This is a genomic window from Arthrobacter sp. ISL-5 (genome assembly GCF_018613835.1).
Lineage (GTDB): Bacteria > Actinomycetota > Actinomycetes > Actinomycetales > Micrococcaceae > Arthrobacter.
On sequence record NZ_JAGGPM010000007.1, the window covers coordinates 107181 to 120723 of the forward strand.

Annotated in this window: 11 protein-coding genes and 1 pseudogene; 9 read left to right on the forward strand and 3 right to left on the reverse strand. The window is 67.1% G+C overall.

Annotation, left to right across the window (positions count from 1 at the left end; translation table 11 throughout):
• The first annotated feature begins 13 nt into the window (after window positions 1-13).
• The 7 genes and pseudogenes from iolC to J7I89_RS04495 all read left to right on the forward strand — a co-directional run bounded on the left by iolC (window position 14) and on the right by J7I89_RS04495 (window position 8610).
• Window positions 14-1027 carry a 5-dehydro-2-deoxygluconokinase gene (gene iolC, locus J7I89_RS04465; RefSeq protein WP_214967647.1) on the forward strand — a complete coding sequence of 338 codons (1014 nt, stop codon included), beginning with the start codon at window positions 14-16 and terminating at the stop codon, window positions 1025-1027.
• Window positions 1024-1959 carry a deoxyribose-phosphate aldolase gene (locus J7I89_RS04470; protein ID WP_214967649.1) on the forward strand — a complete coding sequence of 312 codons (936 nt, stop codon included), beginning with the start codon at window positions 1024-1026 and terminating at the stop codon, window positions 1957-1959. Before iolC ends, J7I89_RS04470 begins: the two co-directional genes overlap by 4 nt.
• A 12-nt stretch (window positions 1960-1971) precedes the next feature.
• Window positions 1972-3927: a 3D-(3,5/4)-trihydroxycyclohexane-1,2-dione acylhydrolase (decyclizing) gene (gene iolD / locus J7I89_RS04475; RefSeq protein ID WP_251044914.1), complete on the forward strand. Its 1956-nt coding sequence runs from the start codon at window positions 1972-1974 to the stop codon at window positions 3925-3927.
• A gap of 48 nt (window positions 3928-3975) precedes the next feature.
• A pseudogene (locus J7I89_RS04480) lies at window positions 3976-5490 on the forward strand (CoA-acylating methylmalonate-semialdehyde dehydrogenase); the annotation flags it as partial.
• 191 nt (window positions 5491-5681) lie between these two features.
• Complete coding sequence (locus J7I89_RS04485) at window positions 5682-6599, forward strand: sugar phosphate isomerase/epimerase (protein ID WP_214967652.1); 918 nt, start codon at window positions 5682-5684, stop codon at window positions 6597-6599.
• A 35-nt stretch (window positions 6600-6634) separates the two neighbouring features.
• Window positions 6635-7648, forward strand: a complete 1014-nt coding sequence (locus tag J7I89_RS04490; protein WP_214967654.1) for a Gfo/Idh/MocA family protein — start codon at window positions 6635-6637, stop codon at window positions 7646-7648.
• 89 nt (window positions 7649-7737) lie between these two features.
• The gene (locus J7I89_RS04495; RefSeq protein WP_214967657.1) at window positions 7738-8610 is read left to right on the forward strand and encodes a sugar phosphate isomerase/epimerase family protein; all 873 of its coding nucleotides are present in this window, start codon (window positions 7738-7740) and stop codon (window positions 8608-8610) included.
• Window positions 8611-8793: 183 nt separating this feature from the next.
• Here the strand turns inward: J7I89_RS04495 and J7I89_RS04500 are convergent, their stop codons facing one another.
• Window positions 8794-9243 (reverse strand): MarR family winged helix-turn-helix transcriptional regulator, encoded by a 450-nt coding sequence (locus J7I89_RS04500; RefSeq protein WP_214967660.1) that lies wholly within the window; start codon window positions 9241-9243, stop codon window positions 8794-8796.
• Between the two features lie 159 nt (window positions 9244-9402).
• On the opposite strand from J7I89_RS04500, the gene J7I89_RS04505 reads away from it, so the two are divergent.
• A complete protein-coding gene (locus tag J7I89_RS04505) occupies window positions 9403-10647 on the forward strand; it encodes an MFS transporter (RefSeq protein WP_251044915.1) in 1245 nt (414 codons plus the stop codon).
• Window positions 10648-10678: 31 nt separating this feature from the next.
• Window positions 10679-11524 (forward strand): aldo/keto reductase, encoded by an 846-nt coding sequence (locus J7I89_RS04510; protein WP_214967663.1) that lies wholly within the window; start codon window positions 10679-10681, stop codon window positions 11522-11524.
• 8 nt (window positions 11525-11532) lie between these two features.
• Here J7I89_RS04510 and iolB read toward each other — a convergent pair whose 3' ends face one another.
• Complete coding sequence (gene iolB / locus J7I89_RS04515) at window positions 11533-12435, reverse strand: 5-deoxy-glucuronate isomerase (RefSeq protein ID WP_214967666.1); 903 nt, start codon at window positions 12433-12435, stop codon at window positions 11533-11535.
• A gap of 115 nt (window positions 12436-12550) precedes the next feature.
• Window positions 12551-13291: a GntR family transcriptional regulator gene (locus J7I89_RS04520; protein ID WP_214967669.1), complete on the reverse strand. Its 741-nt coding sequence runs from the start codon at window positions 13289-13291 to the stop codon at window positions 12551-12553.
• Between the last annotated feature and the right edge of the window lie 252 nt (window positions 13292-13543).

Genomic DNA, 13543 nt, shown 5'->3' on the forward strand with positions numbered 1-13543 from the left:
GTCCACGATCACCGTGACCCACGAACTGCTCACGATCGGGCGCATCAGCGTTGATATTTACCCGAACGACATTGGGGTGGACCTGGAGGACGTGACGTCCTTCGGCAAGTACCTCGGTGGCTCCCCGTCCAACGTCGCGGTGGCCGCTGCCCGTCATGGCCGCCGCACGGCCGTCATCACCCGCACAGGTGCTGACGCCTTTGGGAATTACCTGCACCGCGAACTGCGCAAGTTCAACGTGGACGACTCGTTTGTCACGCCGGTGGCGGAATACCCCACAGCAGTAACCTTTTGTGCGATCAAGCCGCCCCACGATTTTCCGCTGTACTTCTACGGCCGCTTCCCGACTGCGCCGGACCTGCAGATCAAAGCCGAAGAGCTGGACCTGGATGCGATCCGGGACGCACGGATCTTCTGGTCCACTGTCACGGGATTGTGCCAGGAGCCCAGCCGTGAAGCACACATCAAGGCCCACGAGGCGCGGCCCCGCACCGAGCTGCGCGAAGGCCAGTACACCATCCTTGACCTCGATTACCGCCCCATGTTCTGGGCCTCCGAGGAGGAAGCCCGCGCCGAGGTCGCCAAGGTCCTGCCGCACGTCACTGTGGCCATCGGCAACGATCAGGAATGCGCCGTCGCCGTCGGCGAGGGAACCCCGGACGAGCAGGCGGACCGGCTGCTGGCCGCCGGCGTGGAAATCGCCGTCGTCAAGCTTGGCCCGGAAGGCGTCATGGCCAAGACCCGCACCGAGCGCGTGGTCTCCGCCCCCGTGCCGGTGGAGACCGTCAACGGACTCGGAGCAGGTGACTCCTTCGGCGGCGCCTTCTGCCACGGACTGCTGTCCGGCTGGCCGCTGGCCCAGGTGCTCGACTACGCCAACGCCGCCGGCGCGATCGTCGCCTCCCGCCTGTCCTGCGCCGATGCCATGCCGACGCCGGACGAGGTCACCTCGCTGCTGGCCGAACGCGGACGCCTGGTCCCTGGCCAGGATGCCAGCCAACTCGCCCCCGAAGGAGCGGCCCTGTGAGCCTCAACCCCGGTACCGCCACCCTTGCGGTGGACGACGACCCCCGCCGCTACGCGCATCTGAGCACCATCCGCCTGGAAGATCCGGACGCCGTCGCGCGCGCCGCCAAGGCGCGGCGCCGCCACCCCGGCCCCAAATCCGGCAAACAGAACTTCATTGTTGCCGCCGACCACCCGGCCCGCGGCGCCCTCGCGGTCGGCAGCGATCCGGTGGCCATGGCGGACCGCCGCCAGCTCCTGGACCGGCTGCGGATTGCCCTGGCTAACCCGGACGTGGACGGCGTGCTGGCCTCGCCGGACATCATGGATGACCTGCTGCTGCTCGGCGCGCTGGACGGCAAGCTGCTGTTCGGCTCGATGAACCGCGGCGGACTCACCGGGCTGGTCAACGAATTCGATGACCGCTTCACCGGCCACACAGCCGCGGCCCTCGAAGCGCTGAGAGCCGACGGCGGCAAGATGCTGACCCGGATCTGCCTCGAGGACCCGGACACCGTGGCCACGCTGGAGGCAACGGCCAAGGCCATCGATTCGCTCGCCGAGCGCAAGCTGATCGCCATGGTGGAGCCGTTCCTCTCGGTCCGCGAGAACGGCAGGGTCCGCAACGACCTGTCCACAGACGCGGTGATCAAGTCCATCGCCATCGCCGAGGGCCTGGGCTCCACGAGCGCCTACACCTGGATGAAGCTGCCGGTCGTGGCAGAGATGGAACGGGTAATGGCCGCCACCACCATGCCCACAGTGCTGCTGGGCGGGGACCCCGAGGGAACGCAGGACGAAGTCTTCGCCACCTGGGAAGCCGCGCTCGCGCTTCCTGGCGTGCAGGGACTTACCGTCGGCCGGACCCTGTTGTACCCGCAGGACGGCGACGTTGCCGGCGCCGTGGCCGCGGCTGCCTCCATCCTCAAGCACACCACAGAAGTATCGGAGTAACCTCCCATGGGAATGAGCACTGCAGCAGGAACCCGTCGAATGACCGTGGCCCAGGCCGTGGTGGAGTACCTCTCCAAGCAGTACACCGTTGACCGCATCGCCAGCGAGGACTACCGGGAGCGCCTGATCCCGGGCATGTTCGGGATCTTCGGCCACGGCAACGTGGCCGGCGTCGGCCAGGCACTGAAGCAGTACCAGGCCGCCGACCCGACGATCATGCCCTACTACCAGGGCCGCAACGAACAGGCGCAGGCTCACCAGGCTGTGGGCTACGCCCGCCACACCCGGCGCCGCCAGACCTTCGCCATCAGCACCTCGATCGGGCCCGGCTCCTCGAACCTGCTCACCGGTGCTGCGCTGGCCACCACCAACCGCCTGCCGGTGCTGCTGCTGCCCAGCGACACCTTTGCCACCCGCGCCGCGGACCCGGTCCTGCAGCAGCTCGAACAGCCCTACGCCCACGACATCACGGTCAACGACGCCTTCCGTCCGCTGTCCAAGTTCTTCGACCGCGTCTCCCGGCCCGAGCAGCTGTTCTCCGCGTTCCACCACGGGCTGCGGGTCCTCACGGATCCGGCCGAGACCGGTGCGGTGACCATCTCGCTGCCGCAGGACGTCCAGGCCGAGGCCTTCGACGTGCCCGAGGAATTCCTGGCCGAACGTGAATGGCGGATCCGCCGCCCGGAGGCCGACGACGACGACATCCGCCGCGCCGCCGAGGCCATCCGCGCAGCGAAACGCCCGCTGATCATCGCCGGCGGCGGCGTCCTGTACGCCTACGCCAACGACGAACTCGCGAAGTTCGTCGAGCTCACGGGCATCCCGGTGGGCAACACCCAGGCCGGCGTCGGCGTCCTGCCCTGGGACCACAAGTTCTCCCTGGGCGCCATCGGCTCCACCGGCACGACGGCGGCCAACGCCATCGCCGCGGAGGCGGACCTGATCATCGGGATCGGCACCCGCTACGAGGACTTCACCACCGCTTCGCGGACCGCGTTCCAGAACCCGGACGTCAAGTTCATCAACATCAACGTCGCCGCCATCGACGCCTACAAGCATGGCACGTCGCTGCCGATCGTGGCCGATGCACGCAAAGCCCTGATCAAGCTGAACCAGGCCCTGGGCGGCTACCGCGTGGGCGCCGACCTGGAACAGCAGGTCGCCGCGGAGAAGAAGCGCTGGGACGCCACGGTGGACGAGGCGTTCGACACCCGGTTCACCCCGCTTCCCGCGCAGAACGAGATCATCGGCGCCACGAGCCGGGCCATGGACGCCCAGGACGTCGTCATCTGTGCCGCAGGTTCGCTCCCGGGCGACCTGCACAAGATGTGGCGCGTCCGTGACCCCTTCGGCTACCACGTCGAATATGCCTACTCCTGCATGGGCTACGAAATCCCCGGCGGCCTGGGCGTCAAGCGCGCAGCGCTGGCCGAGGCCGCAGCCGGCGGCGAGCAGCGCGACGTCGTCGTGATGGTGGGGGACGGCTCCTACCTGATGATGCACACCGAACTGGTCACCGCCGTCGCCGAACGCATAAAGCTCATCGTGGTCCTGATCCAGAACCACGGCTACGCCTCCATCGGCTCGCTGTCCGAACAGCTGGGTTCACAGCGTTTCGGCACCCAGTACCGGGCCCTGAACGAGGAGCAGCACAGCTTCGACGAAGGCGAAACCCTTCCGGTGGACCTGGCCCTGAACGCCGAAAGCCTCGGCGTGAAGGTGATCCGGATCGAACCGGAGGAGAAGGTCATCGCCGAGCTGGAGCAGGCCATCCGCGACGCCAAGGCGGCACCGGAACGCGGCGGCCCCATCCTGATCCACGTCGAATCGGATCCGCTGCTGGACGCCCCGAGCTCCGAATCCTGGTGGGACGTGCCTGTCTCTCAGGTCTCCGAACTGGAGTCCACCCGGCAGGCCTTCCAAACCTACGTTGACCACAAATCCCGCCAGCGCAAGCTGCTGGGCTGAACGCCCTAGCGAACAACAGCACCCTTCGACCACTCAAGGAAGAGTCCCATGACTGCCATTACTGACCAGAGCACCACCACGATCAACCACTTCATCAACGGCGCCGAGACTGCCGGCGAAGGCACCCGGACCCAGCCGGTCTACAACCCCGCCACGGGCGCGGTCAGCGGCGAGCTGCGGCTGGCCAACCGGGCCGACCTGGACAACACCGTCGCGGCGGCCCGCAAGGCCGCCGACTCCTGGGGCGACATCTCCCTGGCCAAGCGCACCGCGGTGCTGTTCAAGTTCCGCGAACTCGTCGCCTCCCACGTTGACGAGCTCGCCGAGCTCATCACCGCCGAGCACGGCAAGGTCCTCTCCGACGCGAAGGGCGAGATCGGACGCGGCCTGGAGGTCATCGAGTTCGCCTGCGGCATCCCGCAGCTCCTGAAGGGCGACTACTCGGACCAGGTCTCCACCGGCATCGACGTCTTCTCCTTCCGCGAGCCGCTCGGCGTCGTCGCCGGCATCACCCCGTTCAACTTCCCGGTCATGGTGCCGCTGTGGATGGCACCGATGGCCATCGCCACCGGCAACGCCTTCATCCTCAAGCCCTCCGAGCGCGACCCCTCCGCCTCGATGCTGCTGGCCAAGCTGTGGAAGCAGGCCGGCCTGCCCGACGGCGTCTTCCAGGTCCTGCACGGCGACAAGGAAACCGTTGACGGCCTCCTCACCCACCCGGACGTGGACGGCATCTCCTTCGTCGGTTCCACCCCGATCGCGCAGTACGTCCACGAGACCGCCACCAAGCACGGCAAGCGCGTCCAGGCCCTGGGCGGCGCGAAGAACCACGCCATTATCATGCCCGACGCCGACCTCGACAACGCGGCGGACCACTTGGCCGCCGCGGCCTTCGGCTCGGCCGGCGAACGCTGCATGGCCATCTCCGTGGCCGTCGCCGTCGGCGACGCCGCGGAGCTGCTGGTCAAGGAGGTCGAAGAGCGTGCCCTCGCCGTCAAGGTCGACAACGGCACAGCACCCGACGCCGAAATGGGACCGGTCATCACCCCCGCCTCCAAGGAACGCATCATCAGGATCGTCACCGAGGCCGAGCAGGCCGGCGCCGTCATGGTCGTGGACGGCCGCGACCTGGTGGTCCCCGGCCACGAAGGCGGTTTCTGGGTCGGGCCCACCGTCCTGGACCACGTCAAGACCGAAATGACCGCCTACACCGAGGAAATCTTCGGACCGGTCCTCGTGGTGGTCCGCGTCGAGGACCTGGACGCCGGTATCGCCCTGATCAACTCCAACCCGTACGGCAACGGCACCGCCATCTTCACCTCCTCCGGCGCCTCCGCCCGCAAGTTCCAGCGCTCCGTGACCGTCGGCATGATCGGCATCAACGTGCCGCTGCCCGTCCCGGTGGCCTACCACTCCTTCGGCGGCTGGAAGGCCTCGCTGTTCGGCGACAAGCACATCTACGGCCCCGAAGGCGTGTCCTTCTACACCCGCGGCAAGGTGGTCACCTCCCGCTGGCCCGAGCCCACCCACGCCTCCGGCGCCTCCTACAACTTCCCCTCCCACGCCGACGACAGCCACGCCGTGCGCCACGACGGCATCGCAGAGGGGCTCCCGGACGAACTCGCCGGGGGAGAGGACGCCGTTCCCGGACGCGCCGACGACGACACAGAAGGCCGCGGGCGGCGAGACTGAGCCCGTTCCCACGGACTCCAACATAGGCCAGTGCAAGTCGACAAGAGAAAGACAAAGCTGTCATGACTGAAGTAGAAAACAAGCTGATCATCGGCACGGCACCGGACTCCTGGGGAGTCTGGTTCCCGGACGACCCCAAGCAGACCCCGTGGGAGCGGTTCCTCGACGAAGTGGCCGAGTCCGGCTACAAGTGGATCGAGCTGGGCCCGTACGGCTACCTGCCGAACGACCCCGCGCGGCTGGTGGAGGAGCTCAAGCAGCGCGACCTGAAGGTCACCGCAGGAACGGTTTTCACCGCCTTCCACCGCGGGCTGGACCAGTGGGAGACGGCCTGGGAACCGGCACGCAAGGTAGCCGAGCTCACGGCCGCCATGGGCGGCGAGCACATCGTGGTCATCCCGGCAATGTGGCGCGATGACGTCACCGGCGAAGCGGTGGAAAGCGGCCAGCTCACGGAGAAGGCCTGGAGTGACCTCTTCGCCGGGCACAACCGCCTGGGCAAGACACTGCTCGAGGACTTTGGGCTGAAGCAGCAGTTCCACTCGCACGCAGATTCCCACGTCGGGGCGCAGGAGGACATCGAGACCCTTCTGGGTGCCACGGACCCGAAGTACCTGAACCTGTGCCTGGACACGGGCCACGCCGAATACTGCGGAGCCTCCAGCCTCGAGCTAATCAAGAACTACCCGGACCGCATCGGCTACCTGCACTTGAAGCAGATCAACCCGGACATCCTCAAGAAGGTCAATGAGGAGAACATGACCTGGGCCGCGGCAAACCTCGCCGGCGTCATGACCGAGCCGCCGAACGGGCTGCCGGACCTGCGCGCCGTCATCGAGGCCGTGGAGGCCCTCAACCGCCCCATCTTCGGCATCGTGGAACAGGACATGTACCCGGTGGCCTTCGACGTTCCCATGCCGATCGCCAAGCGCACCCGCAACTACCTGCTGTCCTGCGGCTCCCGCACGGCCGTCAACTAACGGCCGCCAGGCACCTGAAACGTAAGGAAAAAACAATGACTGAAACCCTTCGCGTCGCCGTCATCGGCGCCGGCCGCATGGGCGCGGACCACATCCAGCGGCTCAACACGCGCATCCACGGCGCTGAAGTCGCCGCCGTCGTCGACGTCGACCTCGCCCGTGCGCAGGCCGCCATCGAAGGCATCCCCGGCGCGGTGGCCCTGGCCGATGCCGAGGAGGCCCTCAACAACGGTGACGTCAACGCCGTCCTGATCGCCACGCCCGGCTTCCTGCACGAGGACATCCTGCTCAGGGCAATCGCGAAGGACATCCCCATCCTCTGCGAAAAGCCGCTCACTCCGGATGCCGAATCGTCCTGGAAGATCGTCCAGGCCGAGGAGAAACTGGGCCGCAAGCGCATCCAAGTGGGCTTCATGCGCCGCTTCGACGCCGAATACGCCGCGCTCGGCTCCATCATCCGCGAGGGCGACCTCGGCGAACTGCTGATGCTGCACCACCAGCACCGCAACCCGACCACCCCTGCCGGCTTCACCAACGAGATGCTGATCAACGATTCGGTGGTGCACGAGTTCGACGCCATCCGCTTCTTCACCGGCGAGGAAATCACCAGCGTCCAGGTCCGCCTGGGCAAGGCCACGAGGAATGCCCCGGCCGGCCAGCACGATCCCCAGCACGTCCTGATCGAGACCGAATCCGGAGTCCTCGCCGACGTCGAAATCTACGTCAACGCCAAGTTCGGCTACGAAGTGGCCACCCAGGCCTCCTTCGAAGACGGCATCGTCAACATCGGCGGCGACAAGGGTCCCTACACCCGCAGCGCCGGCCGCTGGGGCGGCAACGTCACCCCCGGCTTCGAAGAGCGTTTCGGCGCGGCGTACGACGTCGAAATCCAGTCCTGGGTGGACGCTGCGGCCCGCGGTGAAATCGGCGGCCCCACCGCCTGGGACGGCTACGCCACCGCAGCATGCTGCGAAGCCGGCGTCGAAGCTCAGAAGAACGGCCAAAAGGTCGCCGTGAAGCTGAACGCGAAGCCCGCCCTCTACAGCTAGGAAGAAGTTGAAGGGGCTGGCCCTGGCCGGCCCCTTCCCGTCGTTCCGGTCCTACGCACAACTGACTGATCCACAATGGAGTGTTCCACGTGAAAATCGCACTTGACCCTACCCCGTTCCACCACTCGCACAGCCTGCTCGAATTCCCCCGGGTGGTGGCGGACCTCGGCTACAAGTACATGCAGATGACCCCGCACGCCGACTTCATCCCGTTCTACAACCACCCGAAGGCCGACGACGAACTGGTGGGCCAGCTCAACAAGGCCTGCAAGGACGCCGGGATCGAGATCGCCTCGATCCTCCCCGTGCTCCGCTGGTCCGGTCCGGATGAGGACGCCCGCGAAGCAGCCGTGCGCTACTGGAAGCGCGCCATCCAGATCGCCGTGGACCTGGGCGTCAGCACCATGAACACTGAATTCAGCGGCCGCCCGGAGAAGGCCGAGGAATCCGAGCGTGCCTTCTACCGCTCCATGGAAGAGCTGCTGCCCATCATCGAGCGCGAAGGCATCGACCTCCTGATCGATCCGCACCCGGACGACTTCGTGGAGGAGGGCCTGGCCGCCATCCGCGTCATCCGCGGCCTGAACTCCAAGAACGTGGGCCTGGTCTACGTGGCCTCGCACAGCTTCCACATGAAGAACGCGCCCCTGGACATCATGCGCGCCGCGGGGGACAAGCTCCGCCTGGTCCACGTCGCGGACACCATGGACCACCACGCCTCGCACGGCCTGCGCTACATCACCAACCCGCCCGGCAACCCGGTGCGCGTGCACCAGCACCTGAAGATCGGCGACGGCGACGTCAACTGGGAAGAGTTCTTCGGCGGCCTGCAGGAAATCGGCTTCCTGGACCGTGACAACACGGTCATGGTGTCCAGCGTATTCGCCGAAGACGAGAACGCCGCGGACGTTTCCCGCTACCAGCTCGACACGATGAACAACTACATCGCCAAGGCACGGTAGCCACCGCCCTACTTCAAGCAGCTCGCCGCGAAATAAGTCCGGCGGCTACAGAGCCCCGCCCCGAATCACCCAACTAGCTCGCATTAGAGGTCGTTTTGAGCCCTCATAACGACCTCTAATGCGAGTCAGTTGGGTCGTCATGGGGCGGGGCTTTCGTACGTGCGGGCGGCTACCTCGCAGCGGCTAGACGCCGGCCTGCAGCCGGGGGAGGGCGTCCACCAGCGGCGCCAGCTCGGGGACGTCCTGGGCCTCGGCGAGGGCGCGTTCCAGGGTGGCGTCGTGGGTGGGGCGTGCCTCCTCTAGCAGCTTGATCCCGTTGCCCGTGAGTTCGGTGTAGATGCCGCGGCGGTCGTCGGCGCACAGGATGCGCGTCAGCAGCCCGCGGTCCTCCAGCCGGTTCACCAGCCGCGTCGTGGCACTCGCGCTCAGCGCCGTTGCCCGGGCCAGCTGCTGCATGCGCATGTGCCAGCCGTCCTGCCGGCTGAGCGCATCCAGCACCGTGTACTCCACGACGGACAGCTGCGCCTGGGCCTGCAGCGAGCGTTCGAGTTCCGCTTCGATCAGGCCGTGCAGCGCCGCCAGGGTTCGCCATCCCTGCGCGCGCACTTCCACGGCGTCGTCCTTGATGCCCATCGTTCTCCTCCTTCAGCATGCCCGGCACTTAAAGCGGGGCAGCTTAAATAATTAGTTGTTTGCGCGGTGTATCTGCTTGTGCAACAATGAATAACGCGTCTGCAACTACTAGCGTACGCGCCCTACCCCATTCCGTACAGCTTCCTAAGGAGCGACTCCATGCCTGTTGGCCTGATTGCCCTCGCCCTCGGCGGGTTCGGCATCGGACTCACCGAGTTCGTCATCATGGGCCTGCTGCCCGAAGTAGCCGCAGACTTCCGGGTCAGCGAAGCTTCGGCCGGCTGGCTGATCTCCGGCTACGCGCTCGCCGTCGTGGTCGGAGCGCTGGGGCTGACCGCCGCGGTGACCCGCTTTGAGCGGAAACCCGTGCTGGCCGTCCTGCTCGTCCTGTTCATCGCCGGCAACCTCATCTCCGCCGCAGCCCCCGACTACTGGACCATGATGATCGGCCGCATCGTGGCCGCCCTGGCGCACGGCGCCTTCTTCGGCATCGGCGCGGTGGTGGCAGCAGGCATGGTGGCGCCCACCAAGAAGGCCGGAGCCATCGCCATCATGTTCACCGGCCTGACCGCCGCCAATGTGCTGGGCGTTCCCTTCGGCACCATGCTGGGCCAGGCAGCCGGCTGGCGCTCAACGTTCTGGGCCATCACCGGCATCGGCGTACTGGCCCTCGCCGGCATCCTGGCCCTCGTACCGAAGGCCGGCCACGGCGACACCGCGTCCGGCAGCCTGCGGAGCGAACTGCGTGCATTCCGCTCAGGCCAGGTCTGGCTGTCGATCCTGGTCACCATCCTTGGCTACGGCGGCATGTTCGGCGCCTTCACCTACATCGCCTTCACCCTCACCGAGATCTCCGGATTCTCCGCCTCCACCGTTCCGTGGCTGCTGATCGTGTTCGGCGTGGGCCTCTTCATCGGCAACACGCTCGGAGGCAAGGCCGCCGACCGGAACGTTGACCGCACGCTTCTCGTCGTTCTGTCGGTCCTCGTGCTGGTTCTCGTGGCCTTCGCCCTGACGGCCGGAAACCAGCCCCTGACCATTGCCTCGATGGTGCTGATGGGCGGCTTCGGCTTCGCCACCGTCCCGGGCCTGCAGATGCGGGTCATGAAATACGCCTACGGCGCCCCCACCCTCGCGTCCGGCGCCAACATCGGCGCGTTCAACGTGGGCAACGCCCTGGGCGCCTGGCTGGGCGGCGTGACCATCAGCGCCGGCCTGGGCTACACGTCGCCCATCTGGGCCGGTGCCGGCATCACGCTGCTGGGCCTGGCCGTCATGGCCATCGCCGCGGCGAAGGCCCCCGCCGCCAACGCTCACGCAGATTCCGTGGGGTCGGATGCCAAAGCTCTCGCAGATTCCGTCGGGTCCGCCACCAACGCTGCCGCACTGCCGGCCGTCCGCTGAACCAGCCGACCACCACACAGGAGGAACTCCCATGAACACCGGCCATGCCACCACCCCGATCCCCACCGTCACGCTCAACAACGGCGTCCGCATGCCGCAGCTCGGCTTCGGCGTCTTCCAGGTGTCCGACGACGACACCACCGCCGCGGTCAGCGCGGCTTTGGCCGCCGGTTACCGGAGCATCGATACGGCCGCTATCTACGGGAACGAAGCCGGAACCGGCCGTGCCCTGGCGGAATCCGGGATAGCCCGCGAGGAACTGTTCGTCACATCCAAGGTGTGGGTGGCCGACTTCGGCTACGACGCCACCCTCGCCGCCTACGAGTCGAGCCTGGAAAAGCTGGGCCTCGAGTACCTGGACCTCTACCTCATCCACTGGCCGGCACCGGCCACGGACGGCTACCTCGAGTCCTGGCGTGCCCTGGAAAAGCTGCTCCGGGACGGCCGTGTCAGGGCGATCGGCGTTTCCAACTTCCTGCCGGAGCACCTGGAGAAAGTGGTCGGCCTGGGCGGAACCGTCCCGGCGGTCAACCAGGTGGAGCTGCATCCGGCGCTCCAGCAGGGGGACGTCGCCGGGTCCAACGCGGCCCACGGCGTCGCCACCGAGGCGTGGAGCCCGCTGGCGCAGGGTGCCGTGCTGGGGGAGCCCTCCGTCACCGCCATCGCCGCGGACCACGGTGTCACGCCCGCCCAGGTAATCCTCCGCTGGCACCTGCAGCAGGGCCGCATCATCATCCCCAAGTCGGTCACTCCGGCGCGGATCCGCGAGAACCTGGACGTGTTCGGCTTTGAGCTGGCGGACACTGAGCTGGCGGCCATCGATGCCCTCGAGCGCGACGGCCGGACCGGCCCGCACCCGGCCGAGTTCAACGGGTAAGCCGGACGCTAGTCGCGGAACGGCAGCCGGGGATCCACGTCCTGGCCTTCCCAGCTCTGGCGGACCCATCCGTGGTGGGGATCGTCGCTGATGAGCCAGTCGCGGACGCGGCCGGGCCCGGCCATGACGTTGAGGTAGTACATGTCGTAGCCGGGCGCGGCCATCGCCGGACCGTGCCAGCCGTAAGGGACCAGGACCACGTCGCCCGTGCGGACCTCGGCGGCGACATCGATGGGGCGCTCGTCCGAGGCGTACACCCGCTGGTAGCCGATGGCATCCGCGTCGTCCCCGGGGCCGGCAATGCCGGGTAGGTCGGCCACGCGGGTCTCGAAATAGTAGATCTCCTCGAGGCGCGTCTCGCCCTCCTTCTCCTCGTCGTGCTTGTGGGGAGGGTAGGAGGACCAGTTGCCGGCCGGGGTGATCACCTCGCACACAATGAAGCGGTCCGCCTCCAGCGCCGCCGGGGTACCAAAATTGTGGACCTGGCGCGAGCAGTTTCCGGCGCCGCGCAGTTCCACGGGGGTCTCCGCCGCAGTGATCAGGCGCGTGGGGTACTGGACCTTGGCGGGCGCCGTGGCGACGGCGACCCGGCCGCCGTCGGACGAACTGACCGTGACTGCCTTCTCCGTTCCGGAATACAGCACATCGGTGGGGCCGCTGAAGACGCCGGCGCGGCCGGCCAGCTGGTACTTCTCACCGCCCACGCTCACCGTAAAGGCTCCGCTGAGCGGAATCACGATCCGTTCCTCGCCCGCGGCGGGGAGTTCGACGGCGGCACCCGGGGCCAGCGTTGCCACCTTCAGTCCCGTGTGTGCCCAACCGTCCACGCGGAGTGTGGAGTCCGCCGTCCCCAGCGAAACGTCCCAGCAGCCTTCGGCTGCGCTGCCCAGCGGATATACCCAATCGGCCATGGATGTGTTCTCTTTCAGATCGTGTCGGTTGCGCGCCGGGCATCGAAGTGCCCGGCGCCGGACGTGTTTACCGCTGGCGCTGCTTACCGCTGGCTCCGTCTAACGCTGCATGTGCTTAACGCTGCACAAGGGTCATTTCAAAGCTGTACGAATCGGCGCGGTAGACATGGTGGCCGGTCTCGACGTTCCTGCCAGTGTCGTCCACGGCGGTGCGCTCCATGGTGACAAGTGCGGAGCCTGGCTCGGTTTCGAGGAGCGGGGCCTGGTATTCGTTGGCCACCATCGCCCCGATCCGCTGCGTGGCCAGCCGGAAGTTGACCCCGCCGCCGCGAAGAATGCCGTAGAGGCCCTGGGAGCCAAGCAGCTCCTCGTCGATGTGCGTGATGTCATCGCGGACCCAGTTCTCCATGAGGGCCAGCGGCTTGCCGCCGACCTTACGCAGACGGGTGAAGTGGTAGACCTTCGCGCCTGCCGGGAGGTGCAGCGCCTGCCGCGTGGCGTCGTCGGCTTCGACATGCGCGAACGTCAGGACCTCGGTGGTGGGCTTGCTGCCGTTGTTGGTGAGGTCGTCGTAGAGGCTGGACAGCTCCAGGGGGCGGCGGACCTGGCTCGAAACCACCTGCGTGCCCACGCCGCGTTTACGGACCAGCAGCCCGGAACGGACCAGCTCGTCCATGGCCTTGCGCATGGTTGGCCGGGAGAGGTTCAGCTGGGCGGCGAGGTCGATTTCGTTCTCCAGCCGGCTGCCTGGCTCCAGGAGCCCGGTGTGGATTGCAGCCTCGATGCCCTGGACCACCTGGTGGTACAGCGGCACCGGCGACGACCTGTCGATGCTGAGGTGAAGTTGGTTCGCCATTGGGTGCTCCCTTAGTGCTGCCGGCCGTCCTGCGTCCAGGAATTCGTATGTCCGGTGCATGTTCGCTTGATAGGACATACTGCCTTTCTGATAATAGCAGTGACCTGCGGGCGGTCAAGGGATGCCCGCGGGCATTTCGTGCCGCAGCGGGGAGGACACGACGGGCTCCCGCCCAGATCCCTCGGGACCCAGTTTGGTAAAAACATCCTAATGTCAGGACAAACTATTGACTTCTGTGGCCTGAATCACCAT

Excerpts from the sequence above, each read along its gene's own strand:
- J7I89_RS04505 (WP_251044915.1), top strand. The coding sequence starts at position 9,403 with ATGCCTGTTGGCCTGATTGCCCTCGCCCTCGGCGGGTTCGGCATCGGA.
- iolD (WP_251044914.1), top strand. The coding sequence starts at position 1,972 with ATGAGCACTGCAGCAGGAACCCGTCGAATGACCGTGGCCCAGGCCGTG.
- J7I89_RS04500 (WP_214967660.1), bottom strand. The coding sequence starts at position 9,243 with ATGGGCATCAAGGACGACGCCGTGGAAGTGCGCGCGCAGGGATGGCGA.
- J7I89_RS04510 (WP_214967663.1), top strand. The coding sequence starts at position 10,679 with ATGAACACCGGCCATGCCACCACCCCGATCCCCACCGTCACGCTCAAC.
- J7I89_RS04490 (WP_214967654.1), top strand. The coding sequence starts at position 6,635 with ATGACTGAAACCCTTCGCGTCGCCGTCATCGGCGCCGGCCGCATGGGC.
- iolB (WP_214967666.1), bottom strand. The coding sequence starts at position 12,435 with ATGGCCGATTGGGTATATCCGCTGGGCAGCGCAGCCGAAGGCTGCTGG.
- J7I89_RS04485 (WP_214967652.1), top strand. The coding sequence starts at position 5,682 with ATGACTGAAGTAGAAAACAAGCTGATCATCGGCACGGCACCGGACTCC.
- J7I89_RS04520 (WP_214967669.1), bottom strand. The coding sequence starts at position 13,291 with ATGGCGAACCAACTTCACCTCAGCATCGACAGGTCGTCGCCGGTGCCG.